Raw genomic sequence first — 23,053 nt, 5'->3', positions numbered from 1 at the left:
CGCCTACCCCGTGAGGGCCCGCCAGGCCGCCAGGGCGAGGAGCGTGTAGAACGCCGCGATCACGTCGTCCAGCATGACCCCGAAACCGTTCTGGAACCGCCGCTCCAAGCGGCGGATGGGCGGAGGCTTCGCCACGTCGAACAGGCGAAAGAGGAGGAAGGCGAACGCCTGCCAGAGAAGGGCTTGCGGCGTAAAAGAGAGCACCAGCAAAAACGCCGTCATCTCGTCCCACACCATGCCGCCGTGGTCATGGGCCCCCAAGGCGCGCCCCGCCCGGTCGCACGCCCATACGCCCAGAAGGAACATGAGCGCGACGAGCACCAGCAACCCGGCGTCGCCCATCCTCGGCGCAAGCCACTGGTAGGCCGGCAGCATGGCCAGGCTGGCGAAGGTGCCCGGGGCCGCGGGGATCTTGCCCAGCCCGAAGCCGAAGGCGATGAGCTGGGCCGGATCTGCCCCCAGTTCCCGCCAGGAAGGGACCTTTCCCGAGTCAGCGGAAGTGGTCAAACCCCATCCTCTCCAGGGTGATCGGCGCGCCGTCCTCCCCCCGGAGGGTGAAGCCGCGCTCCCCCGTGATGCGCCCGATGGGGGTGAGGGGCAGCCCCAGCTCCCGTCCCAGGTCCTCGATCAGCCGGCGAACTCCCGGCGGGGCGGTGAACAGCAGCTCGTAGTCGTCGCCCCCCGCCAGCATGCATTGGGCGGCGAGCCGGCGGTCGGCGAGGCGCGCCATCACCGCCGAGCGGGGCAGCCGGGAGAATTCCAGGACGGCGCCCACCTCCGAGCGCTCCAAGATGTGCCCCAAATCCTGGGCGAGGCCGTCCGACACGTCGATGGCGGCGTGGGCGATGCCGCGCAGGGCCATGCCCAACGCCACCCGGGGGGTAGGGGTGTCCAGGCGGGCGAGACAGAAGGCCGCGTCGTGGGGGTCGAGGGCGAGGCGCCGTCGCAGATGGGCCAGCGCCAGGGCCGCGTCGCCCACGGTGCCAGATATCCAGATGTCATCGCCCGCCTTGGCCCCGTCGCGCCGCAGCGCTTCCCCGTCCGGCACCTCGCCCAGCACCGTGACGCACACGTTGAGGGGACCGTGGGTGGTGTCGCCCCCCACCAGATCCACGCGGAATTGGGCCGCCAAGTCCATGAAACCCCGGGCGAACGCGCCCACCCACTCCTCGTCCGGCTCGGGCAGGGCCAGGGCCAGCAGGGTCCAGCGGGGCTGGGCCCCCATGGCCGCCAGGTCCGACAGGTTCACCGCGAGGGCCTTGCGGCCCAGCTTCTCGGGATCGGCGTCGAGGAAGAAATGCCGCCCGGCCACCAGCATGTCCGTGGACACCACCAGCTCCTGGCCGGGGGTCGGTTTCATGAGGGCCGCATCGTCCCCCACGCCCAACACGGCGCCGGGGGCGGGATGGGTAAAAAAACGGCGTATCAGGTCGAACTCGGAAACCATGCGGCAGAGCGCGTCTCAGGATGCATATTCGCGGCCGTGGGCGCCTTCGGGGAAGATGAATTTGCATTATTTTACGTGGGCCGGCGCCTGCACAGGGGCCGATTTGCTTCTATCCTTGTAGAAGGAGACGCGCCCGATGCGCGGTCCGACGGGGTCCTCGATGGTCCTTTGCGGCGGGCCATCCGGTGGATGATTCCGCAGGTCCCTGCAATGCATTTCGGGTGTCGGCCTTCCGCCTGCCCTCGGGAGGAATCGCCATGGGAAGAACCGGCACGGGAAAGATCCCGTTGATCGTCCTTGCCTTGTCCGCCATCGGGCTGAGCGGCGAGGCCTGGGCCGACGGCCTGCGCTGGCCGGGGGAGCCGTCGCCCTGGGCACCGTCCCTCTCCTCTCCTGCATCCCCAAGCGGCCTTTCCTGGCCCGGGGACATGGGTCTGAATCGACCCGCGACAGCGGGACCCAGGCTCGGCATTCCACCGGAGCGCTCCCTCGGGCTGGGCGCCCACCGCTTTATGGCCCCAGGCCGCAGCCTGCGGGATCCCATAGGATCGATGGAGCAGGGCGTGTCTCTCACCCGCCAAGGTCGGGACGGATGGTGGTGGACGGCGACACCCTTCCTCGGCGCTTCCCGGGAGGGAGCGGCCGGCTGGGGCCCGATCTACGCCTACGGCGCCGTGCTCTCCGCCGCCCGGGAGGTGTCGGCCGGACGGCGCATCGGTCTGGGGGTGGGCGTGTTCGACCGCCTGGACCGGCTCTGGGCCTTTCCCTTCCTCGCGGTGGACTGGCAGTTCACCGAACGGCTGCGGCTCACCAACCCCCTCGCCACGGGGCCCACCGGGCCCGCCGGGCTCGAGCTCAAATACCGCCTCTCCGACGCATGGGAGATCGGCGCCGGCGGCGCCTACCGCAACGCCCGCTTCCCCCTGGACGCGACGGGGCTCGCTCCCTACGGGGTCGGCGAGGAACGGGGCGTGGCGGCGTTCCTGCACCTCGCCCGCAGCCTGGGCCCGCGTTTCAGCGTGGACGTGTACGCCGGCGCGCTTCTGGGCGGCGAGCTCAGGCTGGAGAACAGTGCCGGGATCGAGCTCTACAACGAGGAGCTGGCGCCAAGCCCCGTGTTCGGCTTCAGCCTGACGGGCCGCTTCTGACCCCTGCCCCCGTCCGGCCGGGCCGTCCCGAGGACCGCGACACCGTATAATCGGCGGCTGGCTTCCGGCCGCCCCCATGGTTCGCAAGCGCCTGCGCATCTCCCAGCTCTCCGCCCGCGACTTGCTCTTCGCGGTGGCGCCCCTCGTCTTCGCTGTCGCCGCGGGGCTGTGGCTCGCCTACCAGTTCGTGAAGCCCGCGCCGCCGGACACCCTGGTGATCACCACCGGCGATCCGGAAGGCGGTTACCACCATTTCGCCCTGCGCTACCGGGAGATTCTCGCCCGGGACGGGGTCAGGCTGGAGATCGAGACGTCCGGCGGCTCGCTGGAAAACGTGGCGCGGCTGATGAACGAGGACTCGCCCGTGGAAGTGGGCTTCGTCCAGGGCGGCACCGGTTCGGCGGCCAACGCGCCCAACTTGGTGTCGCTGGGGACCATGTATTACGAGCCGTTGTGGGTGTTTTACCGGGCACCGCGCGAGATCACCCGCCTCACCGAGTTGCGCGGCAAGCGCATCGCGGTGGGCGGCGATCTTTCCGGTACCCGGGCGCTGGCCCTCATGCTCCTAGCGGTGAACCATGCCACCCAGCCCCCCACCCGACTCGTGTTCCAAGGGAGCAACGCTGCCACCGAGCTCCTGCTCCAGGGGAAAATCGACGCCTTGTTTGTGGTGGGCTCCCCCGAAGCCCCCGTGATCCGGCGGCTGCTCGCGTCCCCGGGCGTGCGGCTCATGAGCTTCGACCGGGCGGAAGCCTATACCCGCCGCTTCCCCTTCCTCACCCAGGTGGTGCTGCCCCAAGGGGCCCTCGACCTGGCCCGGGATCTTCCCGCGAGGGACGTGACCCTCCTCGCCCCCTCGGCGACCCTGGTGGCCAAGGATAGCCTGCACCCGGCCCTCGCCTACCTGCTGCTGCGGGCCGCCACCGAGGTCCACGGAGAGCCGGGCCTCTTCGCCCGCCCCGGGGAATTCCCGTCGGGAAAAGACACGGACTTTCCCTTGAGCGACGAGGCCCGGCGCTACTATCGCTCCGGCCCGCCTTTCCTCCAGCGCTATCTTCCCTACTGGGCGGCCAACCTGGTGGACCGCCTGTGGGTGATGCTTTTGCCCATCGTGGCCCTGGCCATCCCGCTTTCCCGCATCGTGCCGCCCCTTTACGCCTGGCGGGTGCACTCGCGCATCTACAAGTGGTACGCCAAGCTCAAGGCGGTGGAGCTGGACCTGGAGGAGGAACGGGACCCGGGCAAGCTGCGGGAATTACTGGAGCGGCTGGACGCCATTGAGGAGGCGGTCAACCGCATCCCCATGCCCCTCGCCTACACCGACCGGCTCTACACGTTTCGCCTTCACATCCACCTGGTGCGCCGGCGCATCGCGCTGGCACTGGCGCGGGAAAGAAGCGATGTCCTGCCCATCGATTAATGAGTCTCCGGTAAATGGTCGGTGAACCATTTACCGCTGTCCCCCTCCCCCTTTTCCCGGTTTTCGCGCGGCGAACGGTAAAATGGCGCTTCGAGCGGGCTTCCCCCCTCTTCCCATGGCGCTCCTGAAAACCACCCTGCTCTTCATTCTCACGGCCGTCGCGGAGATCGTCGGCTGCTATCTCCCCTACCTCTGGCTGCGCCAGGGCGGCTCGCCCTGGCTGCTCCTCCCGGCGGCGGCGAGCCTCGCCCTGTTCGCCTGGCTCCTCACCCTGCATCCCACGACGGCCGGGCGCGTCTACGCCGCCTATGGGGGCGTCTACGTCTTCACCGCTCTTTTCTGGCTTTGGGCGGTGGACGGGGTGGTGCCGGACCGCTGGGACCTGCTGGGAGGCCTAGTGGCCCTCGCCGGAATGGCCGTCATCATGTTCGGGCCGAGGGCGGCGTGAGCTTCCTGGAGACCTGGGAGCTCATGAGCTACGTGGTCACCGTGATCGGCCTGCCGTTCGCCATCGCGGTGTTCCTCATCGAACAGCGCAAGGAGCGGGAAAACGAAGAGGAGGAGGTCTACCAGCTCCTCTCCAACGCCTACACGGATTTCCTCAAGCTGGTGATCGACCACCCGGATCTCAAGCTCATGTCCCAGGAGCCGACGCCCAACCTTTCCGAGGAACAGCGGGAACGCATGCTGGTCATCTTCAATATGCTCATTTCCCTGTTCGAACGGGCTTACCTCCTCGCCTATGAGGAGAACATGCCGGAGAAGAAGCGCCGCCGCTGGAATTCCTGGGAAGACTTCATGCGGGAGTGGTGCCGGCGGGAGGATTTCCGCCAGCTCCTTCCCTGGCTGCTCCAGGGCGAGGACGAGGAGTTCGCCGCCTACATCCTGAAGCTCTCCCGGGAAGAGGCGGCCCGCGCCGCCGGGGCTTCGCCCGCCTGAGGCGCCACATGACTTCGAGCCGTCGCTCCCCTTCGTCCTCGCCCCGGAAAGCCGCCGGGGCGCCGTCGCCCAAGGGATTCGCCGTCCGGCGGGTCTACGATCCGCCCCGGGAAGAGGACGGGCTGCGGGTGCTGGTGGACCGGCTCTGGCCCCGGGGCTTGAGCAAGGACGCTGCCCGGGTGGACCTGTGGCTTAAGGACATCGCCCCTTCGGACGCCCTGCGCAAATGGTACGGCCACGACCCGGCCCGCTGGGACGAGTTCCGCCGCCGCTATTTCTCGGAGCTGGAGGCCCGCCGGGAACGACTGGAGGAGCTCAAGGAGCGCGCCCGCCGCGGGCGCGTGACGCTCCTCTTCGGCGCCCGGGACGAGGAGCGCAACAACGCAGTGGCGCTGCGCCAGTACCTGGAATCTGGACGGCGATGAAGATCTTCGACAGCCACTTCCACATCATCGATCCGCGCTTTCCCTTGTCGCCCAACGACGGCTACCTGCCCGAGGCGTTCACCTGCGCGGACTATCTGCGGCGCATGGAAGGGGTGGCGCTCGCGGGCGGCGCCGTGGTCTCGGGGTCGTTCCAGGGCTTTGACCAGGGTTACCTCAAGGCGGCCCTGGCAGAGCTGGGCCCGCGCTTCGTGGGGGTGACTCAGTTGCCCGCCGGCGCCACCGACGAGGAGATCCTGGCGCTCGACGCCGCCGGGGTGCGGGCGGTGCGTTTCAACCTGCGCCGGGGCGGTTCCGAGGCCCTGGAAAAGCTCGAAACCCTCGCCTGGCGCGTGCACCGCCTCGCCCGCTGGCACGTGGAGCTCTACGTCGACGCGCGGGAACTGCCGCCCCTCGCCGGCAGGCTGGTGCGCCTGCCTGCGGTGAGCATCGATCACCTGGGGCTTTCCCGCGAAGGCTTCCCCACCCTGCTGCGCCTGGCGGAGCGGGGCGTGCGGGTCAAGGCGATGGGCTTCGGGCGCGGAGACCTGGACGTACCCCGGGCGCTCAGGGACCTCTGCGCCGCCAACCCCGATGGGGTCATGTTCGGCACCGATCTTCCCTCCACCCGCGCCCCCGTGCCCTACCGGGACGAGGACCTGCGGCGGGTGCTGGACGCCCTGGACGAGGGCCAGGCGCGCAAGGTTTTATGCGACAACGCCCTCGCCTTTTACCGGCCGTGGGCTGCGGCATCATCGAGCCCGGTCAGCTCACCGCAAGCGAAAGGAGAAGCGTCGTGAAGGAATCCCTGAAACCTGGTATCGAGCACGAGTTCCGCTATCGGGTGCCCGAGTCGAAGACGGTGCCCGCCCTGTACCCCGAGTCGCCGGAATTCCAGGCAATGCCCCGGGTCTTCGCCACCGGATTTCTGGTGGGTCTCATCGAGTGGGCCTGCATCCGAGCTATCAACCCCTACCTGGACTGGCCGCGGGAGATGACGGTAGGCACCCACGTCGACCTGAGCCACGAGGCGGCGACCCCGCCAGGGCTGGAAGTGCGGGTACGGGTCAAGCTGATCGAGGTGGACGGCCGCAGGCTCGCGTTCGAGGTGGAGGCCGACGACGGCCTGCAGGTGGTGAGCCGCGGCACCCACCAGCGCTTCGTGATCGACGCCGAGCGGTTCAACGAGCGGATGCGGCACAAGGCCGCGTCGGCGAGATAGGGGCCCCTCTCATGTCCTACCTCGACGACCCCCGCGTCTTCTTCGCCGCCGAGCGCACCCTACTCGCCTGGACCCGCACCAGCCTCACCTTGATGGCGTTCGGCTTCGTGATCGAGCGCTTCGGGCTATTCCTGCACATGCTGGCGGCGGACCCCACCCGGCCGATTGAGCGCGGCGTATCGTTCTGGGTGGGGGTGGCGTTTATCGTCCTCGGCGTCATCACTGCCCTCGTCTCCACCGCCCAGTACCGCCGGGTGATCCGCCAGTTGAAACCCGTGGAGATCCCGGAGCGCTACTGGTACAACGCCGGGGTTGTCACCAACCTCGCCCTCGCCGCCCTGGGGCTGGCGATCACCCTGTACCTGCTTTCCGGCCTGTGAAACCCCCTGGCCGTTTCGGGGGCTGGCGGCTTACCATTGATGCGACCGAGCAACGCGGCAGGGAGCCCGTGAGCGTCCACGAGGACATCGCCCGCACCATCCTGGCGGGTTTCGACAAGCACTACCGCCTGTTCCGGGAGGCGAGCGCCCGGGCCAAGGAGCGCTTCGAGAACGCCGACTGGGCGGCGGCCCGGGAAGCCCAGCGGCTGCGTATCCAGATGTACGACCAGCGGGTGGCGGAGGCGGTGGCGGCGGTGCGCCAGCGCTTCCCCGGCGCCGGGGACGAATCCCTGTGGCCCCGCATCAAGCTCGCCTACATCGGGCTGCTCTACGAGCACCGGCAGCCCGAGTGCGCGGAGACGTTCTACAACTCGGTGGCGTGCCGGGTGCTGCACCGGCGCTACTTCCACAACCAGTTCATCTTCTGGCGCCCGGCCATCTCCACCGAGTACCTGGAGGGAGACGCCCCCACCTATCGCTGCCACTACCCGACCGCCCGGGGGCTGCGGCGCACGGTGACGGACATCCTCCTGAGCTTCGGGCTGCGCAATCCCTTCGAGGACCTGGGGCGGGACGTGGGCCTGCTGCTGCAGGCCCTGGAGGAACGCTTTCCCTCCCCCTGGCAGCTCCAGCCCAATTTCCAGCTCCAAGTGCTCTCCTCCCTCTTTTTCCGCAACAAGGGAGCCTACATCGTCGGGCGCGCCATCAACGGCAACCGCCAGTACCCGTTCGTGGTGCCCCTGCTGCAAAACGAGCGGCGGGAGCTCTACGTGGACACGCTCCTCCTCGAGCCGTCCCACATCGCGGTGCTGTTCAGCTTCGCCCGCGCCTACTTCATGGTGGACATGGAGGTGCCCTCGGCCTACGTGGCTTTCCTGCGGGAGCTGCTCCCGGAAAAGCCCCCGGCGGAGATCTATACCCTGCTCGGGCTGCAGAAGCACGGCAAGACCCTCTTCTACCGGGACTTGCACCACCACCTGGAGCATTCCAGCGACAACTTCTGCGTCGCCCCGGGCATCCGCGGGCTGGTGATGCTGGTGTTCACCCTGCCCTCCTACCCGTACGTGTTCAAGGTCATCCGGGACACCTTCGGCCCACCCAAGGACATGGACCGGGAGACGGTCAAGGAGAAATACCTGATCGTGAAGTACCACGACCGGGTCGGGCGCCTCGCCGACACCCTGGAGTACTCCGACGTGGCGCTGCCGGTGGCCCGCTTCGATCCGGAGCTCCTGGAGGAACTCAAGCACAATTGCGCCTCCAGCGTGGAGTTCGAGGCCGACAAGATCATCATCCGGCACATGTACATCGAGCGGCGCATGGTGCCGCTCAACCTCTACCTGGAAGACGCGGACGAGGCGCGCTTGCGGCACGCCATTCAGGAGTACGGCCAGGCGATCAAGGACCTGGCCGGGGCCAACATCTTTCCCGGGGATCTCCTGCTCAAGAATTTCGGCGTCACCCGCCACGGCCGGGTGGTGTTCTACGACTACGACGAGATCGCCTACGTGACCGACTGTGCCTTCCGGGCTCTTCCCGAAGCGCGCACGCCCGAAGAGGAGCTCGCCGCCGAGCCCTGGTACGGGGTGGGGCAGAACGACGTGTTTCCGGAACAGTTCGCCCGGTACGTGTTCACCGATCCCCGCGCCAGGACGATCTTCCTGGAGCTGCATCCCGAGCTCGTGGACCCGGCGTTCTGGCGGGAGAAGCAACGGCGCCTCCTCCAGGGCATCCAGGAAGACGTCTTCCCCTACCCGGAGTCGCTGCGCTTCTGCCGCCGCGCCCGGCCGTCACGGACGGCGGCGAGCCGGCGGGCCGCCCGGGCGGGCGCGGCCTAGATGGAAACCCGGGAGCCCAGGGCGCGGTCAACCGCAAGGAGCACCTCCCGATGACCGGCGCGAAGAACAGGTAAGCACCCCATTGCAGCGGAACCCCAGTGACGACCCTCGGCCAGCGTTTCCTGAAATTCTTCCTCCATCTCGCCCTCGGGCTCGCCGTCTTCGCCGCCCTCATGATGGGGGTGGGCTACTGGATCTATTCCAGCTACCAGCGCGGGGTGGAAGCTTCCGCCTTCGTGCAAGCTTTAGCCCAGGTCGAGCGGGAGAGCGACCCGGCGACCCTCGCCCGGGCCCTGGCCCAGGGCCTGGATCGGGCGAGCGCGGAGGATGCAGAACTCACTGTGTTCTGGCTCGAGCAGCGGGCCCACCAGGGGGCGATTCCGGCCCTCTACTTCATGGGGCTGTACGCGGAAAAGGCAGGCTGGCGGGACCGGGCGCTGGAGTTCGTCTCCGCCGCTGCCCTGGTGGGACGGGTCGACGCGGCCCGTTGCGGGTCCCCTGAGGCGATGGGGGCGGTCGAACAGCTCGAGTCCCGCCTCAACCTCGGCGCTGCGTTCGAGTTGTTGCGCCAGGACCCGGGGCGTCGGGTGCGGCTGGTGCAATGGGCCCTCGACTACGAAGAGGCGCACCGCAGCCGTCCCCGGGCGGCCTGGATCTGCGGCGCCTCGCCTGCGAACCCCGCGGCGGAGGCCGCCTGGCCCCGCCGCCGCAGCGAGGTGCGCGCCGAGTTCGAGCGCCGGTTCGCCACCTGAGCGCCCAGGCCCCATGACGAGCACCGTCTACGCCATCGCGGCAGCTTCCGCCGCCCTCGGGCTCGTGGCGTTTGCAGGCGGCCTGCGGGCGGCGTTGCGCCGTCGCCCCCTCGCCTCCCTGTCGTGGATCGCTTCCGCCTTGCTCGCCTTGGCAATTGGGGCGCTGTTCGCAACCCTCGCCGTCGCCACCCTGGGCTACCAGGCCCTCGTCCGGGAAGAAACCGCGGCGTGGATCTCGGTCACGCCCATCGGGCCCCAGCGATTCGAGGCGCGGGTGCGGCTCCCCGATGGGAAGGAGCACACCTTCCAGCTCGCCGGCGACGAGGTCTACGTGGACGCCCACATCCTCAAGTGGAAGCCCGTCGCCAATCTGCTCGGGCTGCACACCGCCTACGAGCTTTCCCGCATCGCCGGGCGCTACGCTGTCCTGGAGCAGGAGCGCACCGCCCCGCGCACCGTCTATTCCCTGGCCGAGGACAAGCCGGTAGACCTGTTCCTCTTGCGCCGGCGCTACGCCCTCCTCGCTCCCCTGGTGGACGCGGAATACGGCTCGGCCACCTTCGTGACGGTGAGCCGCCCGGCCGAGTTCGAGATCAAGGTATCCGCGAGCGGGCTGCTGGTGCGCGAAGCTCAACCGGCGTCGCGATGATTTCGTCATTGAAACGCGGGCGCCGGAGCGTTCCCCGTCGGGTTCCCGGTCCTGTCCCCCGGAGGCCCGTCACCGGGCTTTTTCCTGCACCCACCGGCTCAGGTCGTCCAGCAGCGCGGCGATCGCCCGCTGGAAGCCCGCGACCGCCCCCGGCGCGTCGTAGCTCGCCGCCGGCGCGGCTTGGTCGAAGGTCCTGCGGGCCAGCAGCCGCCGGCTGCGCCGGTCCACCAGCTCGGCGGTCAGGCGCACCCGGGCCACGCCGGGCGCGCCGGCGGCGTCGTGGTAGAGCTCGGTGAGCGTGGTGTTGAGCATCAGCTCCCCGTCCACGCCCGAAGTGCTGAGCGCCACGCTGGAGAAGGCCCCCGCCGCTTCCAACCGCGCCGCCAGAAGCCGCGTGAACGCCTGCCCGGGCCGCTCGGTCCAGAAGGCATACTGGTAGTAGCCCCGGGTGCCGGGGGCCCGGCTGAAGGCGATGGACGCGGTGTCGTAGAAGCTCTTCACTTCGGTGGGGGCCACCAGCAGCCGGGGGGACGCCCCTTGCGCCCGCGCCAGCGAGGCGGAAGGGGAAGCCCCGTCCCCCAGGACGTAATAGACGGCGGGCTGCTCCCGCAGCGTCATGCATGCCGAAAGCATGAGGAGCAGGGCAAGCCCGGCGAGCGCCGCCCCCGCCCTTGGGGTTCGCCTCATCGCTTCTCCCCCGGCCCCAGCTCGCCCGCGTGGGGGCCGAACAGCACCGCGCGGGGGTCTTCCAGCCGCCGCGCGGTGCGGGAAAGGGAATCCGCGGCCGCCCGCAGCTCCCGGGCGGTCGCCTGCAACTCCAGGTTCCCGGTGTCGGAGAGGCGCTCCAGATGGCCCGCCACCGCCCCGAGGTCCCGCTCCAGGGAAACCAGGCGCTTCCGCGCCTCGGCCAGGGTTTGCCTCGCCTCGGCCAGGGCCTCCTTCGTTCCCTGGGCAATTTCGCCCACGTGGTGATCCAGCCCCTTGGCCGCCCGGCTGACCGTGGCGCCGGCGGCGGTGAGTTCTCCGGCGGCCTGGGTCACGGCGAGGAGGGCTTCCCGCAGGGCCGGGGCCTGCTGCTCGAGCTGCAGGGTGAGGTTCTCCAGGTTGGACAAAGTGCCCCGGATCCGGGCGACGTTGTCGTCGGTGAGCACGAGCTGCAGTTGCTCCAGGGTCTTGACCCCCTCTTCGGCGAAACGGCTCAGGGCGTCGGTCACTTCCTGGGTGCCCTCGGCCTCGGCGATCACCGGGTACGGCAAGCCCGGGGGCGGCTCGGTGTTGGGCGGGCTCTTCTCATCGGTGTTGATGAGATGGATGGCCGCCAGCCCGGTCACCAGGTTGCGCACGATGGTGGCCTGGGTGCTCTTGCGCACCGGCGTGTCCGCGGCGACGCGGATCACCACCCGCACCGCGTTCACGTCCCCCTCTTCGATCTGATACCTCGCCACGTATCCCACCTTGATGCCCCTCATCTTCACGTCGCTGTTGACCTGCAGACCGTCCAGGGATTGGTGGCGGAAAAAGACGAGGAACGGCTTGGTGTCCCGCTCCAGCCCGGCCCGGTTGAGCCAGAGAATGAAGACCACCAGGGCGGCCGCCAGGACCAGGATCACGATGCCGACGAGGGCGTAGCGGGCTTGGGGTTCCATGGATCTTCTCAGCGCATCAAGTCCTGTCGGGAGTGAAAGTACTCCCGCACCCAGGGATCGTCCACCCGGGCGACTTCCTCCACCGGCCCGTCCGCCAGGAGCTTTCCGTCCCCCAGGACCAGCACCCGCCGGGCGATGCCGAACAGGGTGTCCAGGTCGTGGGTGACGAGGAGCACCGTGATCCCCAGGTTCCGGTTGAGGAACTGGATCAGCCGATCGAAACCCCGGGCGGTGACGGGATCCAGCCCCGAGGTCGGCTCATCCAGGAACAGGATCTCCGGATCCAGGGCCAGGGCCCGGGCGAGGGCCGCCCGCTTGCGCATGCCGCCCGAGAGCTCGCTCGGCATCTTGGCTGCCGCCGAGCTGGGCAGCCCCGCCATCGCCAGCTTGATGCGCACCAACGGCTCGATCAGGGCGTCCGGAATGTCGGTGTGTTCCTTGATCGGCACCGCGATATTCTCCGCGACCGAGAGGGAGGAGAACAGGGCCCCGTCCTGGAATAGCATCCCGAAACGACGGCGCGTCTCTTCCAGCTCCCGCTCGGAGGCGCTCCAGACCTCGGTGCCCAGCAGCCGCACCCGCCCCGCGGCGGGTTTGAGCAGGCCGATGATCTCCCGCACCAGCACCGATTTGCCGGAGCCGCTGGCGCCGATCAGGGCCGCGAGCTCCCCCCGCCGCACCTGGAACGACACCCCGTCGTGCACCGTGGCCGCGCCGAACCGGGTGACCAGGTCTTCCACCTCCACCACCGCCTCCGCCCCGGGCGGGGCGGCCGGCGTCTCCTGCAGGACGGCGGCCGAAGGGATCATCAGATGCCCAGCTCCACGAACAGCACCGCGAACCCGGCATCCAGCAGGATCACCGAGACGACGCACTGCACCACCGTAGAGGTGGTGGCCGCGCCGACGCTGCGGGCGTCGCGCTTGACCGCCATCCCCATGCGGCAGCCGATCAGGGCGATGAACAGAGCGAACACCGGCGCCTTGGCGAGCCCTACCCACACGTGCTTCACGGCGAGCACACTCTGCAGGCGGTCGAGGAAGGTAGGCACAGAGATGCCGAGCCGCAAGTCGGCGATCAGCATGCCGCCCAAGATGCCCATCACGTCGCCCAGAAAGGTGAGCAGGGGCAAGGCCACCACGATGGCGACGAGCCGGGGGATGACCAGCACTTGGATGGGGGAAAGTCCCAGGGTGCGGATGGCGTCGATCTCCTCGGTCACCTTCATGGTGCCGAGCTGGGCGCAGAAGGAGGCGCCGGTGCGCCCGGCCAGGATGATGGCGACGATGATGGGGGAGAGCTCCCGGGACATGGCGAGCCCCACCCCGTCCACCACGAAGATGTTGACGCCGAAGCGCTCGATCACGATGCCCAGGAGATAGGCGAACACCACGCCGATCAGGAAAGTGACCATGGCCACGATGGGGATGGCGTCCACCCCCACGGTCTCCAGATGGGACACCGTCTCGCGAGCGCGGAACGCGCGGGGTTTCGCCGCCACCCGGGCGAACTCTGCCGCCACCTGGCCCAGGAACGCGGTCATGCCCCGCAAGGCCTCGTACAGGTCCAGGGCGGCGCGGCCGATCTTCTCCACCGGCCCCAGGTGGGTCGTAGGCGGGCAGGCGGCGCTTTGCTCGAGCCGTTCCGATACCAACGTCATGACGCTCAGGTGCCGGGGAGCGAAGCGCTTGAGCTCGATGCGCTCCCGATCGAGGCCGCGGGCGGCCAGAAACTGCCAGATCACCGCTGCGCCGGAGGTGTCCAGGGCCTCCAGGCGGCTGCCGTCCAGGGCGGCGAGGGGCAGGGCTGCCACCTGGTCCAGCGCGGGCGCGATGCGGGAGAGCTGGGGCAGCCGCCACGCGCCCATCAGGTGCAGCGTCGCGCCGCCCTCGCCGGGCTCGAGGCGCAACCACGGGCTGCCGTCGGTCATGACTGGGCGCCGGTCACCGGTCCGAAAAAACGCCGGCTAGTTTAGCCCGGTTCCTCCCCGTTTGTCGCCCCGCGGGAGCCAGCGGCTCCCGCGCCGCCTATTCCTCGCCCCCAGAAAAAAAGAGCGGGCCGAAACCCGCTCAAGCTCGACGTCCCAGGGAAAAGTTCAGGCCACGGCGGGCGCTTTATCCCGCGTTGGCCCGCGCCGCATCCCGGGCGATCCCCGTCCCGGTGGACCGCTGGGGTAACTCCTTGACGCTTGGATCCGGGATACGCGCGGTTTCCAGCCGGTAGCCGAAGTTGTACACGGTGGTGAGGCGATAGCCGTTCTCGGGACGCAGGCCCAGCTTGCTGCGCAGGTGGCTCACGTGGGTGTCCAGGGTCCGGGTGGGCACATCCACGCTCTTGCCCCACACCGCTTCCAGGAGGTGCCCCCGGGAGAGCAAGCGCCCCATGTTGCGGAACAGGAACGCGGCCAGGTCGAACTCCTTCTGGGTCAGCTCCACGCGCCGGCCGTGCAGGGTCACCTCCCGCTCGTTCAGGTCCAGCACGTAGGGCGGGAACTCCAGGATCCGGGCCTCGATGCGCGGGTTAGCCCGCCGCCAGACGGCGTTCAACCGGGCGGCGAACTCCAGCGGCCGCACCGGGGGCACGATGTAGTCGTCGCCCCCGGCGTTCAGGGCGTCCGCCACGTCCCGCTCGGCGTTGCGATGGCTCACGAAGATCACCGGCATGTCGCAGGACGAGCCGCGACGCACCGCGCGCAGCACATCCACCCCGGTCATGTCGGTCAATTCCCAATCCACCAGCAGCACGTCGAAGCTCTCGCGGCCAGCGGTGACGAGGAATTGGCGGCCGCCGCCGAACACGTGGCAATCGTGCCCGGCTTTCTGCAGGCTCTGCTTGAGCTGCTCGGCCTGCTCGCGGTCGTAGACCAAAATGGCGATACGCAATTGGATACCTCCCTTCTCTTCCTAACTGGTCCGCCTCGTCCTTTGGATTGAATTTTTTTGCACCGGATTAAGTGCAAGGGCTGTGCCAGCACCCTGGCTTGCCGGCCAGGACAAGGAAAATTTTTATAATTCATGAAGATGTGAGAGGGGAGGGAACGCCTGCCTGTTTAAGAAAGGTGGGAAACCGGCCCGGCCAGCCCCGGCGGCGACTCGGCAAGTCTTGAGCCCACAAGGGAAAACAGGGAAAACGGGCGCCTTCGACGGGAAGCCGTCGGCCCTGTCGCCGCCTTCGACAGGTTAGGCGGTCCTATCGTGGGCTCGATCCCGGACGGCCAGGGAAGCCTCTGCGTGCGCTCGTCCGCCCTCCGGTCGCCTCCCACGACCACCCGCAACTGGCGCCGGGCTGGGAGAATCCACGGCGATGCCCTTGACGGGCCTATTTCAAACGGGTGGGGATCGTCACTTCGGAATGCAGGGTGCGGTGCACCGGGCACTTGTTAGCGATCTCCAGCAACCGCCCGCGCTGGGCCTCGTCGAGGGCGCCCTCGAGCTCGATCACCCGCTCGATGCGGTCCACCCTGCCCTCCTTGGTTTCGCACGTTTCGCAATCGGCCGCGTGGATCTTCTCGTGCTTAAGCTCCACCGCCACCCGCTCCAGGGGCCAGCCCTTCTGGTCGGCGTACATGCGCAGGGTCATGGAAGTGCAGGCGCCGAGGCTCGCCAGGAGTAACTGGTAGGGCGAGGGACCCGTGTCGGTGCCGCCGTAGGATTGCGGCTCGTCGGCCCGCAGCCGATGGCGTCCGGCGCAGATCGTCTGGGCGTATTTCCCGCTGCCCTCCTCTTCGACCCGCACCACCCCCTCGGGGCACGCCGGCGAGGTCTCCTGACGACTTTCACCTCGCCCCAAATACCGGCTCGCCCAGGCGGCGAGGACCCGTGCCACGTAAGCGGCGTCCTCCCGGTGCGTGATCAGGTGATCGGCCTCATCCAGGGAGACGAAGCTCTTGGGATGCTTAGCAGCCATAAACAGGCGGGCGGCGTTCTCGATGTCCACCACCGTGTCCCGGGGCGAGTGCATGACGAGGAGCGCCTTGCGCAGGTTACCGAGGCTCTTCAGGATGTTCGCCCGGGCGAGATCGTCCAGGAATTCCCGCCGGATGCGAAAGCGGCGCCCGGCGAGCTCCACCTCCGCCTCGCCCCGGGCCTCGATCTCCGCCCGGGCCGGGGCGAGCAGCCGGGCCACGTGGGCCGGCTCCGCCGGCGCGCCGATGGTGACCAGCGCCGCCGCTTCCGGGATTTCCCGGGCTGCGGCCAGCACCGCGGCGCCCCCCAGGCTGTGGCCGATGAGCAGCCGGGGGGCTTCATGCTCCCGGCGCAGGTAGGCCGCCGCGGCCACCACGTCCGCCACGTTGGAGGAGAAGCCGGTGTTGGCGAAGTCCCCCTGGCTGCCCCCCAACCCGGTGAAGTCGAAGCGCAGCACGGCGATCCCCTGGGCCTTGAGCTCGGCGCTCACCCGGGCGGCGGCCAGGCTGTCCTTGGAGCAGGTGAAGCAGTGGGCAAAAAGGGCATAGGCGATCACCTCGCCCGCCGGCAGGTCGAGGCGGGCGGCCAGGGGTTCCCCGAGGGCGCCGGGAAAGTGGATCGGCTGCATGGGAAGTTCTCCGGACGTGGGCTTCAGGTCTGCGGGATTCTCGTTAGAATAGGACCGCTTTTTACTCTTGACACGAAGGAGGGTCAACGATGGGCAAAGGCGATCGCCGCACGCGCCGAGGCAAGATCTACAATGGTTCCTACGGCGTCACCCGCCCCCGTAAAAAGAAGCAGCCGGCCCCCAAGGGCAAATAAATTCCTTCCGCGGCAGTCCCATGCCCGACTACGCGAGGGTCAAGGCCGACTGGTCGGCGCGGGGCTTTTCCTGCGACATCTGGACCGATCCGCCGGGGCGGCAGTGGATCGACTTCGTCCACGACGTGGACGAGCTGGTCATGCTGGACGCGGGCGAGCTGGAGCTCGCATTCCAGGGTAAGACCCTGCGACTGCGCCCGGGCGAGGAGGTCCTGATACCCGCCGGCGCGCGCCATAGCGTGAGAAACCCCGGGGCCGGCGAGAACCGCTGGTTCTACGGCTACCGGCGCCGCTGAAAAACGCCCCGCCGGCCCGTGGACAAATTCGACCGCATCTATCAGCTCCACCGCATCCTGCAAGGGCGCCGCAGCCCGGTATCCCTCGCCGAGCTGACAGACCGGCTGGAGTGCTCCGAACCCACGGTCTACCGGCTGCTGCGGGAGATGAAGGACTACCTGGGCGCCCCCATCGAGCACGACAAGGAGGCGGGGGGCTATGCCTACCGGCGGGACGGGGACGGGGCCGCCTACGAGCTGCCGGGACTGTGGTTCAACGCCCGGGAGCTTCAAGCCCTGCTCGTCTTCGAGCAGCTTTTCGAGTCCCTGGAGCCCGGCCTTCTTGGGGACCACCTCACGCCCCTCAAGGAGCGCATCACGGCGCTCATCCGCCACCAGCGCCTCGGGCTCACCGAGGTCGGCCGCCGCATCCGGCTCCTCGGCATGGCGGCCCGACCCGCGGGCGAGTGGTTCCACGTGCTCGCCAGCGCCACGCTCCAGCGCCGGCGGCTGCGCTTGCGCTACCACGCCCGCTCCAAGGACGAGGTCTCCGAGCGCACCGTCTCGCCCCAGCGCCTTACCCGCTACCGGGATAACTGGTACCTGGACGCCTGGTGCCACACCCGCCGGGCGCTCAGAAGCTTCTCGGTGGACCGGGTGCGCCGGGCCGAGGAGCTGGACCAGCCGGCCGAAGAGATCCCCGACGAGCGCCTCGACGAGCACCTCGCCTCGAGCTACGGCATCTTCGCAGGGCGAGCGAACCAGGTGGCCGTGCTGCGCTTCTCCCCCGAGCGGGCCCGGTGGGTGGCCGACGAGCGCTGGCATCCCAAGCAGCAGGGCCAGTTCCTGACGGACGGCCGCTACGAGCTGCAAATCCCCTTCCGAGACCCCACCGAACTCGCGATGGACATCCTGCGCTACGGGCCGGATGTGGAAGTGGTCGCTCCCGAAAGTCTGCGCGACCTGGTGGTGGAGCGCCTGAAAAAGGCGCTGGCCCAGTACGCCGCACTGAACTCCATGTAATCCGGACGCACGAGGTTGTAAGGCGATGGCGGAAACCGAGCGACCGGAAGACGGCGTGGACTGGAGGCTGACGACCTGGGAAGGGGCGCGCCGGGAGCAACTCCGGCGCTGGGCCGCCCTGCTCCTGGAGCGCATCATCCTGGCCCTGGAGGAAATGCAAGACGTGGCTGAACGGCTGTCTCAGCCGGACGCCCGCTCGAAGGCTGGCAGGGATACGCCCATAGAAAAAGGCGCCCCTGTTTGCCCCTGCCGTCGCTTGGGACCCTCGCAAGCTTGCGTTGCCCCTTCCCCGCCGTCTGAATAGAGGAAAATTTCCTTCGACCTGGGCGGCCGCTATCGCGTTTTGATCGTGAGAACCGGTAGGATTGCCGTGTGACCTGCTGGCAGCCAAGGCCGTCATGACAAATTCTTGCAAAGAGAATGCCCGTGTCCGCTGAATGGATCGCCCTGATCTTCCTGATCGCCGGAGGGCTCGCCGCCTGGTGGGTTCGCGGCCTGCTGGCAAAGACCGCGGCTGCGGCTCTGGAAGCGCGCCTGGCATCCGCGGAGCAGCAGCTCGCGGAGAGGACCCGCGAGATCGAAGCGCTCAGGGCCGAGCAGGCGCGCTCGGCGCAAGCGTTGCGGGAAGAGTCCGAGCGGCGGGTGGCGGCCGAAGAGCGGCTCGCCGCCGAGCGCCGGGCGGCCGAAGAAAAACTCAGGCTTCTGGAGGAAGCCCGAACCGCCCTCTCCGACGCCTTCAAGGCCCTCTCCGCCGAAGCGCTCCAGAGCAACAACCAGTCCTTCCTCGATCTCGCCAAGGCCACCCTGGAAAAGTTCCAGGAAGGCGCGAGAGGCGACCTGGAAGCGCGCCGGAAGGCGGTGGACGAGCTGGTCAAGCCAATCCGCGAATCGCTGGAGAAAGTCGACGGCAAGCTGGGGGAGTTGGAAAAGGCGCGGGTATCCGCCTACGCCGCGCTGAGCGAGCAGTTGAAGAGCCTGGTGGACACGCATCTCCCCATGCTGCGCAACGAAACGGCTAATCTCGTGAAGGCGCTGCGCCAGCCCACGGTGCGGGGTCGCTGGGGCGAGATACAGCTCAAGCGCGTGGTCGAGATGGCCGGGATGCTGGAATACTGCGACTTCGTGGAGCAGGAATCCCGCGCGACCGAAGAGGGGCACCTGCGCCCAGACCTGATCGTGCGGCTCCCCGGCGGGAAGCAAATCGTGGTGGACTCGAAAGCGCCGGTGGAGGCATATCTCCGGGCCGTGGAGGCGGGGGACGACGAGACCCGGCAAATGTACCTCGCCGACCATGCCCGCCAGGTGCGCGACCACATGACCGCCCTCGGTCGCAAGGCCTACTGGGGGCAGTTCGATCCCACGCCCGAATTCGTCGTGCTGTTCTTGCCGGGGGAGATGTTCTTCTCCGCCGCCCTCCAGCAGGACCCGGGGCTGATCGAGTTCGGGGTCAACGAGCGCGTGATCCCCGCCACCCCCACCACCCTCATCGCCCTGCTGCGGGCCGTGGCCTATGGCTGGCGCCAGGAGGCCCTCGCCAGGAACGCCCAGGTGGTCGCCGACCTCGGCCGGCAGCTTTACGAGCGCATCGCCAAGCTCGCCGAGCACTGGGCGAACGTCGGCGACCGGCTGGGCAAGGCCGTGGATGCCTACAACAGCGCCACCGCCACCCTGGAGACGCGCGTGCTGGTTTCCGCGCGGCGCCTCGCCGACCTCAAGGCCGCGCCGGAAGGCGTGGAGATCGAGACGATCGAGCCCATCGAGCGCGCCCCCCGGGCGCTGCAGGCGCCAGGGCTTTTACCGATATCTTCGGACGGGAAAGAATGAGGAACGACGCGCAATTCTTCAAAAGCGCAATGCGCGGCGAGTCCGCTTTGCACGGGCTCAAGCCGTTCCCGCCCCCGCGCCGGATCGCCGAGGAGGAGTGTCCGGGTCCGCTCGGTTCAAGTCAGAAGCTGCATGCCAAGCCTGACAGCGGCCTTTGTCAGGCCGCCGTCGAAGGCGGCAAAGCGAAATTCCGCAGCGGGGCCTGCGGCGCGAAAAATCGCTTCGGCAGCGGCCAAATGCACGCTGTCGTAGCCTTTCAAGCCGAAGCGTTCCGCCAGGTTTCCTGCCTGCCGGATCAGAGCTTCGTCAGCGCGCAGCCGCTCAAAACGCGGCCAAGTTCGCTCCAATTCGCGCTTGCAGGCAGCGAGCTCCCGCTCGCTGATTTCCCGCAGCCGATGCTTTCTTGCAAACGCCGCACGGAGTTCCACATAGGCGAGCAGATGACAGACGGTGAGGCTTGCTTGCCTTACCGCGTGTCCGACCAGGGACGAGCCATCTTCTCGCACGTAGAGCTTGACCAAGGCGGACGTATCCAGATAAAGGATCACTCCCGGCCCTCAATCACAATTTGCGCCAGGGTTTTCTCACCGGGCTTGATCTTGATGGGACGTTTCGCGCCTTCCGGCTTGCCGCCCTTGCCGGGAATCACAAACGGGAGCGCGCGGATACGCGCAATCGCGGCGGCTTCCGTGTCCTCCCTGCCTGTCGGCGCAGGAACCAGTCTCGCGACCGACCGGCCGTGCGACTTGATCAGCACTTCCTCGCCCGCCGCAGCCCGGCGCAGATACTCGGACAAGCGGTTTTTCAGTTCGCGGACCGAGACTTCCATGACAGTTTCCCGATGTGGCCACAACTTTTTTCATTGTAGCCACAAAACGTTGCGGCACGCAAGAAACGGTTTACAGCACGAAAACGGGTTCGCGCCCTTCCCACCGTACGAATTCCGTGCGCTCGCCTCCGCCCGGCGCCTGCGGGACCTCAAGGCCGCGCCGGAGGGCGTCGAGATCGAGACGATCGAGCCCGTCGAGCGCGCCCCGCGGGCGCTGCGGGCGGCGCCCCTTTCGTCCAGCGTGTCCAACGACGATCCGCAATGAACCGCGTCTTGCCCGCCGACCGAATCGGCATGACTCAGGGATCGAGCTTCGAGCAAAGTCAACCCCAGCTCGGCTGCGGCGCGCGCCAGTCTGGCGTCGAACACGCCAAACCGGAAGTCGGCACGGCCGCGAGTCGCGCTACAGACTCTTTCGGCAGCAGCGAGATGGATGCTGTCGTCGCCGCGCAACCGGTACCGGGCGCAAAAATCCGCCGCGCGCCGAACCGGATGCTCCTCGACCTGGATAATTTCCCGCTCCGCCCAGTGCGCATCGAGCCTACGCCGCAAGCGCCGGTACAGCGATTCATCCTTTCGCGCCTCCGCCAGACGCGCGAAAGCGCAACAAGCCTCCGCGTAGGCGAGCAAGTGCGTCGCAATGACGCTGCCCGCCCGCACGCCGCGGCGCACCGCCTCGGAATACACCTCCGGAACGAACAATTTCACCAGGGCGGAAGTATCCAGATAAAGGATTATCCGCGCTCTTCGGCCACGATCTCGGCCTGCGTTTTCTCACCGGGCTTGAGCCGCGCGACATATTCTGGCAAGCGGGGTTTGCCCTTTCCCGGCCGGATCCAGGACTGGCTGCGCAGAAAGGCCACTGCCTCCTCCTCGGAAGGCGTGTCCCGTCGTACCGATCGCGGAGCGCTCAAGCGCGCCACGGCCTTGCCCCGCGAGGTCACGATCACCTCCTCGCCGGCCGCCGCCCGGCGCAGGTATTCGGACAGGCGGCTTTTGAGTTCCCGCACCGAGACTTCCACGGCTGCCTCCCGATGTGACTACATGACACATTGTAGTCACAAAGGCTCGATATCAACGAGACGGTGGCACGCATCCGAATGGCCCTGATCTACACCCGCAAGATGGACGATGTGGGCGCTTACGAAACGAAGCCGAAGCCGCCGGCGAAAGGAGAACCACTGAGTGAACGCTGCATCCAACCCACTGCCCTTGCCCGCCTACGCTCCCGAGGAACTGGCTCGGCTCGGCCAAGACGAGCTGCTGCACCTGCTCGTCGCCGACGAAGACCGCGCCCCGCGCGCGCTCATCGACGAATGCGCCCGCCGCGGCGAAGCGATGGTAGATCGCCTCGCCGCTCTTGCACACCAGGAAGCGTTCTGGAACGACCAAATCGCTCTCGGCCAATGGTGGCTCAGACTACACGCGGTGATGATCCTGGGGCTCATCCCCAGCGAATCCGCGGGGAGACTGCTCGTCTCCTTCATGCGGCGCATGGAACGGGCGCAAGACGAGAACCTTCAGGACTGGCTCTCCGGCTACTGGCCGGCGCTTTTCCGCAACAAGCCCGAGGCGGTGGAGGCGCCCCTTCGCGAGCTGGCCCTCGAGCGCGGTGTCGATTGGTATATGCGCATCCAGGCGGTCGAGTCGATCATTGCCTTCGCCCAACGGCGCAGCGCGGACGCATTGGAAGCCGCGCTCGACTGGGCGGCGGGCATCGCCGTCGACGAATCGGAGGATTGGACGTTGCGCCTCGCGGCCGGCAACAAACTGCTCGATTTTCCCCGCGAGCGCCATCGCGCACTGCTCGAGGATCTGGCGGCGCGGCAGACGGGATGGGGCGTGCATTTCTCCCAAGACGACGTGCGGCAAGCCTTCACGGCCATGAACGAGAAACCCCAGTGGGATCGCTTCGACGATCCCTGGGCGTTTTATGCGCCCACGGCCATCGAGCGCCGCCAGGCGCGGTGGGCGGAAGAGGACCGCGGGGACGAGGAGAGCGATGAAGATGACTTCGCTGTCGAGGAACCCTATGTGCGGCCAGGTCCCAAGATCGGCCGCAACGACCCCTGCCCCTGCGGCAGCGGGAAAAAATACAAGAAGTGCTGCCTGCTCAAGGAAGAATCGTAAAGCCGGCTCGCGGGCCTGAGTTCTCGTCGAAGGAAAAAAGGAGATGCGCTGCAACGATTTCTTCCGGCGTCCCTTAGGCAAGGGTGCTCGCGCGCCCTCCAGCGATGTTGCCCCGACCTGCGGAAAGGGCCCAAGACGCGAGACCGGCCGACCGCGCTCCCGGATGATGATCTCCTTCAGCGCTTGGACGCGCTCAAGGGAGCGCGCAATTTTGTCATGCATGCCCCGAGCCGACACTCCCGTGGACGAAGCTCCTGGTAACAACCTCTTTATGACTGTAGCTACAATGCAGGTGGAGCACAAACCGCCGTTCGTCCGGAGACATTGCGCGTCGTCAATACATCCGAAAGAAAACACCTTCCCTCCACATCTTAGCGATGGG

General features: G+C 68.0%; 28 protein-coding genes. 16 read left to right on the top strand and 12 right to left on the bottom strand.

Features of this window, described 5'->3' with window-relative positions; genetic code table 11:
- Positions 1 to 3: 3 nt before the first annotated feature.
- Entirely contained in the window at positions 4 to 507 is a 504-nt protein-coding gene (locus ACTFO6_RS01020) for a phosphatidylglycerophosphatase A family protein (protein WP_439932595.1), read from the bottom strand.
- Positions 491 to 1,447, bottom strand: coding sequence for a thiamine-phosphate kinase (thiL, locus tag ACTFO6_RS01015; RefSeq protein WP_439932594.1), 957 nt, complete (start codon positions 1,445 to 1,447; stop codon positions 491 to 493). The genes ACTFO6_RS01020 and thiL overlap by 17 nt, the downstream gene beginning before the upstream one ends.
- A 257-nt stretch (positions 1,448 to 1,704) precedes the next feature.
- Between thiL and ACTFO6_RS01010 the strand changes: the two genes are divergently transcribed.
- The 11 genes from ACTFO6_RS01010 to ACTFO6_RS00960 all read left to right on the top strand — a co-directional run bounded on the left by ACTFO6_RS01010 (position 1,705) and on the right by ACTFO6_RS00960 (position 10,217).
- Positions 1,705 to 2,595, top strand: coding sequence for a hypothetical protein (locus ACTFO6_RS01010; RefSeq protein WP_439932593.1), 891 nt, complete (start codon positions 1,705 to 1,707; stop codon positions 2,593 to 2,595).
- A gap of 76 nt (positions 2,596 to 2,671) precedes the next feature.
- Positions 2,672 to 4,015: a TAXI family TRAP transporter solute-binding subunit gene (locus ACTFO6_RS01005; protein WP_439932592.1), complete on the top strand. Its 1,344-nt coding sequence runs from the start codon at positions 2,672 to 2,674 to the stop codon at positions 4,013 to 4,015.
- Positions 4,016 to 4,139: 124 nt separating this feature from the next.
- On the top strand, positions 4,140 to 4,463 hold the full coding sequence (locus ACTFO6_RS01000; RefSeq protein ID WP_439932780.1) for a YnfA family protein: 324 nt from the start codon (positions 4,140 to 4,142) through the stop codon (positions 4,461 to 4,463).
- Positions 4,464 to 4,486: 23 nt separating this feature from the next.
- On the top strand, positions 4,487 to 4,954 hold the full coding sequence (locus tag ACTFO6_RS00995) for a hypothetical protein (RefSeq protein ID WP_439932779.1): 468 nt from the start codon (positions 4,487 to 4,489) through the stop codon (positions 4,952 to 4,954).
- An 8-nt stretch (positions 4,955 to 4,962) separates the two neighbouring features.
- Positions 4,963 to 5,379 (top strand): DUF488 domain-containing protein, encoded by a 417-nt coding sequence (locus tag ACTFO6_RS00990; RefSeq protein WP_439932591.1) that lies wholly within the window; start codon positions 4,963 to 4,965, stop codon positions 5,377 to 5,379.
- Complete coding sequence (locus ACTFO6_RS00985) at positions 5,376 to 6,176, top strand: amidohydrolase family protein (RefSeq protein ID WP_439932590.1); 801 nt, start codon at positions 5,376 to 5,378, stop codon at positions 6,174 to 6,176. Before ACTFO6_RS00990 ends, ACTFO6_RS00985 begins: the two co-directional genes overlap by 4 nt.
- The gene (locus ACTFO6_RS00980) at positions 6,173 to 6,598 is read left to right on the top strand and encodes a thioesterase family protein (RefSeq protein ID WP_439932589.1); all 426 of its coding nucleotides are present in this window, start codon (positions 6,173 to 6,175) and stop codon (positions 6,596 to 6,598) included. Before ACTFO6_RS00985 ends, ACTFO6_RS00980 begins: the two co-directional genes overlap by 4 nt.
- Positions 6,599 to 6,609: 11 nt before the next feature.
- Entirely contained in the window at positions 6,610 to 6,978 is a 369-nt protein-coding gene (locus ACTFO6_RS00975) for a YidH family protein (protein WP_439932588.1), read from the top strand.
- Between the two features lie 68 nt (positions 6,979 to 7,046).
- Positions 7,047 to 8,816: a bifunctional isocitrate dehydrogenase kinase/phosphatase gene (gene aceK, locus ACTFO6_RS00970; RefSeq protein WP_439932587.1), complete on the top strand. Its 1,770-nt coding sequence runs from the start codon at positions 7,047 to 7,049 to the stop codon at positions 8,814 to 8,816.
- 98 nt (positions 8,817 to 8,914) lie between these two features.
- Positions 8,915 to 9,568: a hypothetical protein gene (locus ACTFO6_RS00965; protein WP_439932586.1), complete on the top strand. Its 654-nt coding sequence runs from the start codon at positions 8,915 to 8,917 to the stop codon at positions 9,566 to 9,568.
- Positions 9,569 to 9,581: 13 nt separating this feature from the next.
- A complete protein-coding gene (locus tag ACTFO6_RS00960) occupies positions 9,582 to 10,217 on the top strand; it encodes a hypothetical protein (RefSeq protein WP_439932585.1) in 636 nt (211 codons plus the stop codon).
- Positions 10,218 to 10,286: 69 nt separating this feature from the next.
- Here the strand turns inward: ACTFO6_RS00960 and ACTFO6_RS00955 are convergent, their stop codons facing one another.
- The 6 genes from ACTFO6_RS00955 to ACTFO6_RS00930 form a co-directional block, all read right to left on the bottom strand.
- Complete coding sequence (locus ACTFO6_RS00955; protein WP_439932584.1) at positions 10,287 to 10,904, bottom strand: ABC-type transport auxiliary lipoprotein family protein; 618 nt, start codon at positions 10,902 to 10,904, stop codon at positions 10,287 to 10,289.
- Positions 10,901 to 11,863 carry an MlaD family protein gene (locus tag ACTFO6_RS00950; RefSeq protein ID WP_439932583.1) on the bottom strand — a complete coding sequence of 321 codons (963 nt, stop codon included), beginning with the start codon at positions 11,861 to 11,863 and terminating at the stop codon, positions 10,901 to 10,903. The genes ACTFO6_RS00955 and ACTFO6_RS00950 overlap by 4 nt, the downstream gene beginning before the upstream one ends.
- 8 nt (positions 11,864 to 11,871) lie before the next feature.
- Positions 11,872 to 12,672 (bottom strand): ABC transporter ATP-binding protein, encoded by an 801-nt coding sequence (locus ACTFO6_RS00945; RefSeq protein ID WP_439932582.1) that lies wholly within the window; start codon positions 12,670 to 12,672, stop codon positions 11,872 to 11,874.
- Positions 12,672 to 13,793, bottom strand: a complete 1,122-nt coding sequence (locus ACTFO6_RS00940) for an MlaE family ABC transporter permease (RefSeq protein WP_439932581.1) — start codon at positions 13,791 to 13,793, stop codon at positions 12,672 to 12,674. The genes ACTFO6_RS00945 and ACTFO6_RS00940 overlap by 1 nt, the downstream gene beginning before the upstream one ends.
- A 184-nt stretch (positions 13,794 to 13,977) precedes the next feature.
- Complete coding sequence (locus ACTFO6_RS00935) at positions 13,978 to 14,745, bottom strand: response regulator transcription factor (RefSeq protein WP_439932580.1); 768 nt, start codon at positions 14,743 to 14,745, stop codon at positions 13,978 to 13,980.
- A 436-nt stretch (positions 14,746 to 15,181) separates the two neighbouring features.
- Positions 15,182 to 16,396 carry a bifunctional alpha/beta hydrolase/OsmC family protein gene (locus ACTFO6_RS00930; RefSeq protein WP_439932579.1) on the bottom strand — a complete coding sequence of 405 codons (1,215 nt, stop codon included), beginning with the start codon at positions 16,394 to 16,396 and terminating at the stop codon, positions 15,182 to 15,184.
- Positions 16,397 to 16,485: 89 nt separating this feature from the next.
- Between ACTFO6_RS00930 and ACTFO6_RS00925 the strand changes: the two genes are divergently transcribed.
- The 4 genes from ACTFO6_RS00925 (at position 16,486) to rmuC (ending at position 19,712) form a co-directional block, all read left to right on the top strand.
- Positions 16,486 to 16,590, top strand: a complete 105-nt coding sequence (locus ACTFO6_RS00925) for a 30S ribosomal protein THX (RefSeq protein WP_333843740.1) — start codon at positions 16,486 to 16,488, stop codon at positions 16,588 to 16,590.
- Between the two features lie 20 nt (positions 16,591 to 16,610).
- Positions 16,611 to 16,886 carry a cupin domain-containing protein gene (locus ACTFO6_RS00920; protein ID WP_439932578.1) on the top strand — a complete coding sequence of 92 codons (276 nt, stop codon included), beginning with the start codon at positions 16,611 to 16,613 and terminating at the stop codon, positions 16,884 to 16,886.
- Between the two features lie 18 nt (positions 16,887 to 16,904).
- Positions 16,905 to 17,888 carry a helix-turn-helix transcriptional regulator gene (locus ACTFO6_RS00915; RefSeq protein ID WP_439932577.1) on the top strand — a complete coding sequence of 328 codons (984 nt, stop codon included), beginning with the start codon at positions 16,905 to 16,907 and terminating at the stop codon, positions 17,886 to 17,888.
- Positions 17,889 to 18,308: 420 nt separating this feature from the next.
- Positions 18,309 to 19,712 (top strand): DNA recombination protein RmuC, encoded by a 1,404-nt coding sequence (gene rmuC, locus ACTFO6_RS00910; RefSeq protein WP_439932576.1) that lies wholly within the window; start codon positions 18,309 to 18,311, stop codon positions 19,710 to 19,712.
- Between the two features lie 116 nt (positions 19,713 to 19,828).
- On the opposite strand, the gene ACTFO6_RS00905 is transcribed toward rmuC, so the two are convergent.
- From ACTFO6_RS00905 to ACTFO6_RS00890, 4 genes are read right to left on the bottom strand one after another with little or no spacing between them, the layout of a single operon-like run.
- Positions 19,829 to 20,260: a type II toxin-antitoxin system VapC family toxin gene (locus ACTFO6_RS00905; protein WP_439932575.1), complete on the bottom strand. Its 432-nt coding sequence runs from the start codon at positions 20,258 to 20,260 to the stop codon at positions 19,829 to 19,831.
- Positions 20,257 to 20,541 (bottom strand): type II toxin-antitoxin system Phd/YefM family antitoxin, encoded by a 285-nt coding sequence (locus ACTFO6_RS00900; protein WP_439932574.1) that lies wholly within the window; start codon positions 20,539 to 20,541, stop codon positions 20,257 to 20,259. Before ACTFO6_RS00900 ends, ACTFO6_RS00905 begins: the two co-directional genes overlap by 4 nt.
- Positions 20,542 to 20,571: 30 nt before the next feature.
- On the bottom strand, positions 20,572 to 21,267 hold the full coding sequence (locus tag ACTFO6_RS00895) for a type II toxin-antitoxin system VapC family toxin (protein WP_439932778.1): 696 nt from the start codon (positions 21,265 to 21,267) through the stop codon (positions 20,572 to 20,574).
- 8 nt (positions 21,268 to 21,275) lie between these two features.
- Positions 21,276 to 21,563, bottom strand: coding sequence for a type II toxin-antitoxin system Phd/YefM family antitoxin (locus ACTFO6_RS00890; RefSeq protein WP_439932573.1), 288 nt, complete (start codon positions 21,561 to 21,563; stop codon positions 21,276 to 21,278).
- A 163-nt stretch (positions 21,564 to 21,726) separates the two neighbouring features.
- On the opposite strand from ACTFO6_RS00890, the gene ACTFO6_RS00885 reads away from it, so the two are divergent.
- Positions 21,727 to 22,671 carry an SEC-C metal-binding domain-containing protein gene (locus ACTFO6_RS00885; protein WP_439932572.1) on the top strand — a complete coding sequence of 315 codons (945 nt, stop codon included), beginning with the start codon at positions 21,727 to 21,729 and terminating at the stop codon, positions 22,669 to 22,671.
- The last annotated feature ends 382 nt before the right edge of the window (positions 22,672 to 23,053 follow it).

Source organism: Pelomicrobium sp. G1 (assembly GCF_051905455.1).
In the GTDB taxonomy this organism is placed as follows: Bacteria; Pseudomonadota; Gammaproteobacteria; order Burkholderiales; family UBA6910; genus Pelomicrobium.
The sequence above is the reverse complement of the archived record's forward strand: the minus strand, read 5'-3'. Positions and strand labels throughout refer to the sequence as shown.

Coding starts and splice junctions, on each gene's coding strand:
- ACTFO6_RS00975 (WP_439932588.1), top strand. CDS start 6,610: ATGTCCTACCTCGACGACCCCCGCGTCTTCTTCGCCGCCGAGCGCACC.
- ACTFO6_RS01005 (WP_439932592.1), top strand. CDS start 2,672: ATGGTTCGCAAGCGCCTGCGCATCTCCCAGCTCTCCGCCCGCGACTTG.
- ACTFO6_RS00940 (WP_439932581.1), bottom strand. CDS start 13,793: ATGACCGACGGCAGCCCGTGGTTGCGCCTCGAGCCCGGCGAGGGCGGC.
- ACTFO6_RS00930 (WP_439932579.1), bottom strand. CDS start 16,396: ATGCAGCCGATCCACTTTCCCGGCGCCCTCGGGGAACCCCTGGCCGCC.
- thiL (WP_439932594.1), bottom strand. CDS start 1,447: ATGGTTTCCGAGTTCGACCTGATACGCCGTTTTTTTACCCATCCCGCC.
- ACTFO6_RS00955 (WP_439932584.1), bottom strand. CDS start 10,904: ATGAGGCGAACCCCAAGGGCGGGGGCGGCGCTCGCCGGGCTTGCCCTG.
- ACTFO6_RS00995 (WP_439932779.1), top strand. CDS start 4,487: ATGAGCTACGTGGTCACCGTGATCGGCCTGCCGTTCGCCATCGCGGTG.
- ACTFO6_RS00950 (WP_439932583.1), bottom strand. CDS start 11,863: ATGGAACCCCAAGCCCGCTACGCCCTCGTCGGCATCGTGATCCTGGTC.
- ACTFO6_RS00925 (WP_333843740.1), top strand. CDS start 16,486: ATGGGCAAAGGCGATCGCCGCACGCGCCGAGGCAAGATCTACAATGGT.
- rmuC (WP_439932576.1), top strand. CDS start 18,309: ATGCCCGTGTCCGCTGAATGGATCGCCCTGATCTTCCTGATCGCCGGA.
- ACTFO6_RS00990 (WP_439932591.1), top strand. CDS start 4,963: ATGACTTCGAGCCGTCGCTCCCCTTCGTCCTCGCCCCGGAAAGCCGCC.
- ACTFO6_RS00920 (WP_439932578.1), top strand. CDS start 16,611: ATGCCCGACTACGCGAGGGTCAAGGCCGACTGGTCGGCGCGGGGCTTT.
- ACTFO6_RS01010 (WP_439932593.1), top strand. CDS start 1,705: ATGGGAAGAACCGGCACGGGAAAGATCCCGTTGATCGTCCTTGCCTTG.
- ACTFO6_RS00900 (WP_439932574.1), bottom strand. CDS start 20,541: ATGGAAGTCTCGGTCCGCGAACTGAAAAACCGCTTGTCCGAGTATCTG.
- ACTFO6_RS00960 (WP_439932585.1), top strand. CDS start 9,582: ATGACGAGCACCGTCTACGCCATCGCGGCAGCTTCCGCCGCCCTCGGG.
- ACTFO6_RS00945 (WP_439932582.1), bottom strand. CDS start 12,672: ATGATCCCTTCGGCCGCCGTCCTGCAGGAGACGCCGGCCGCCCCGCCC.
- ACTFO6_RS00985 (WP_439932590.1), top strand. CDS start 5,376: ATGAAGATCTTCGACAGCCACTTCCACATCATCGATCCGCGCTTTCCC.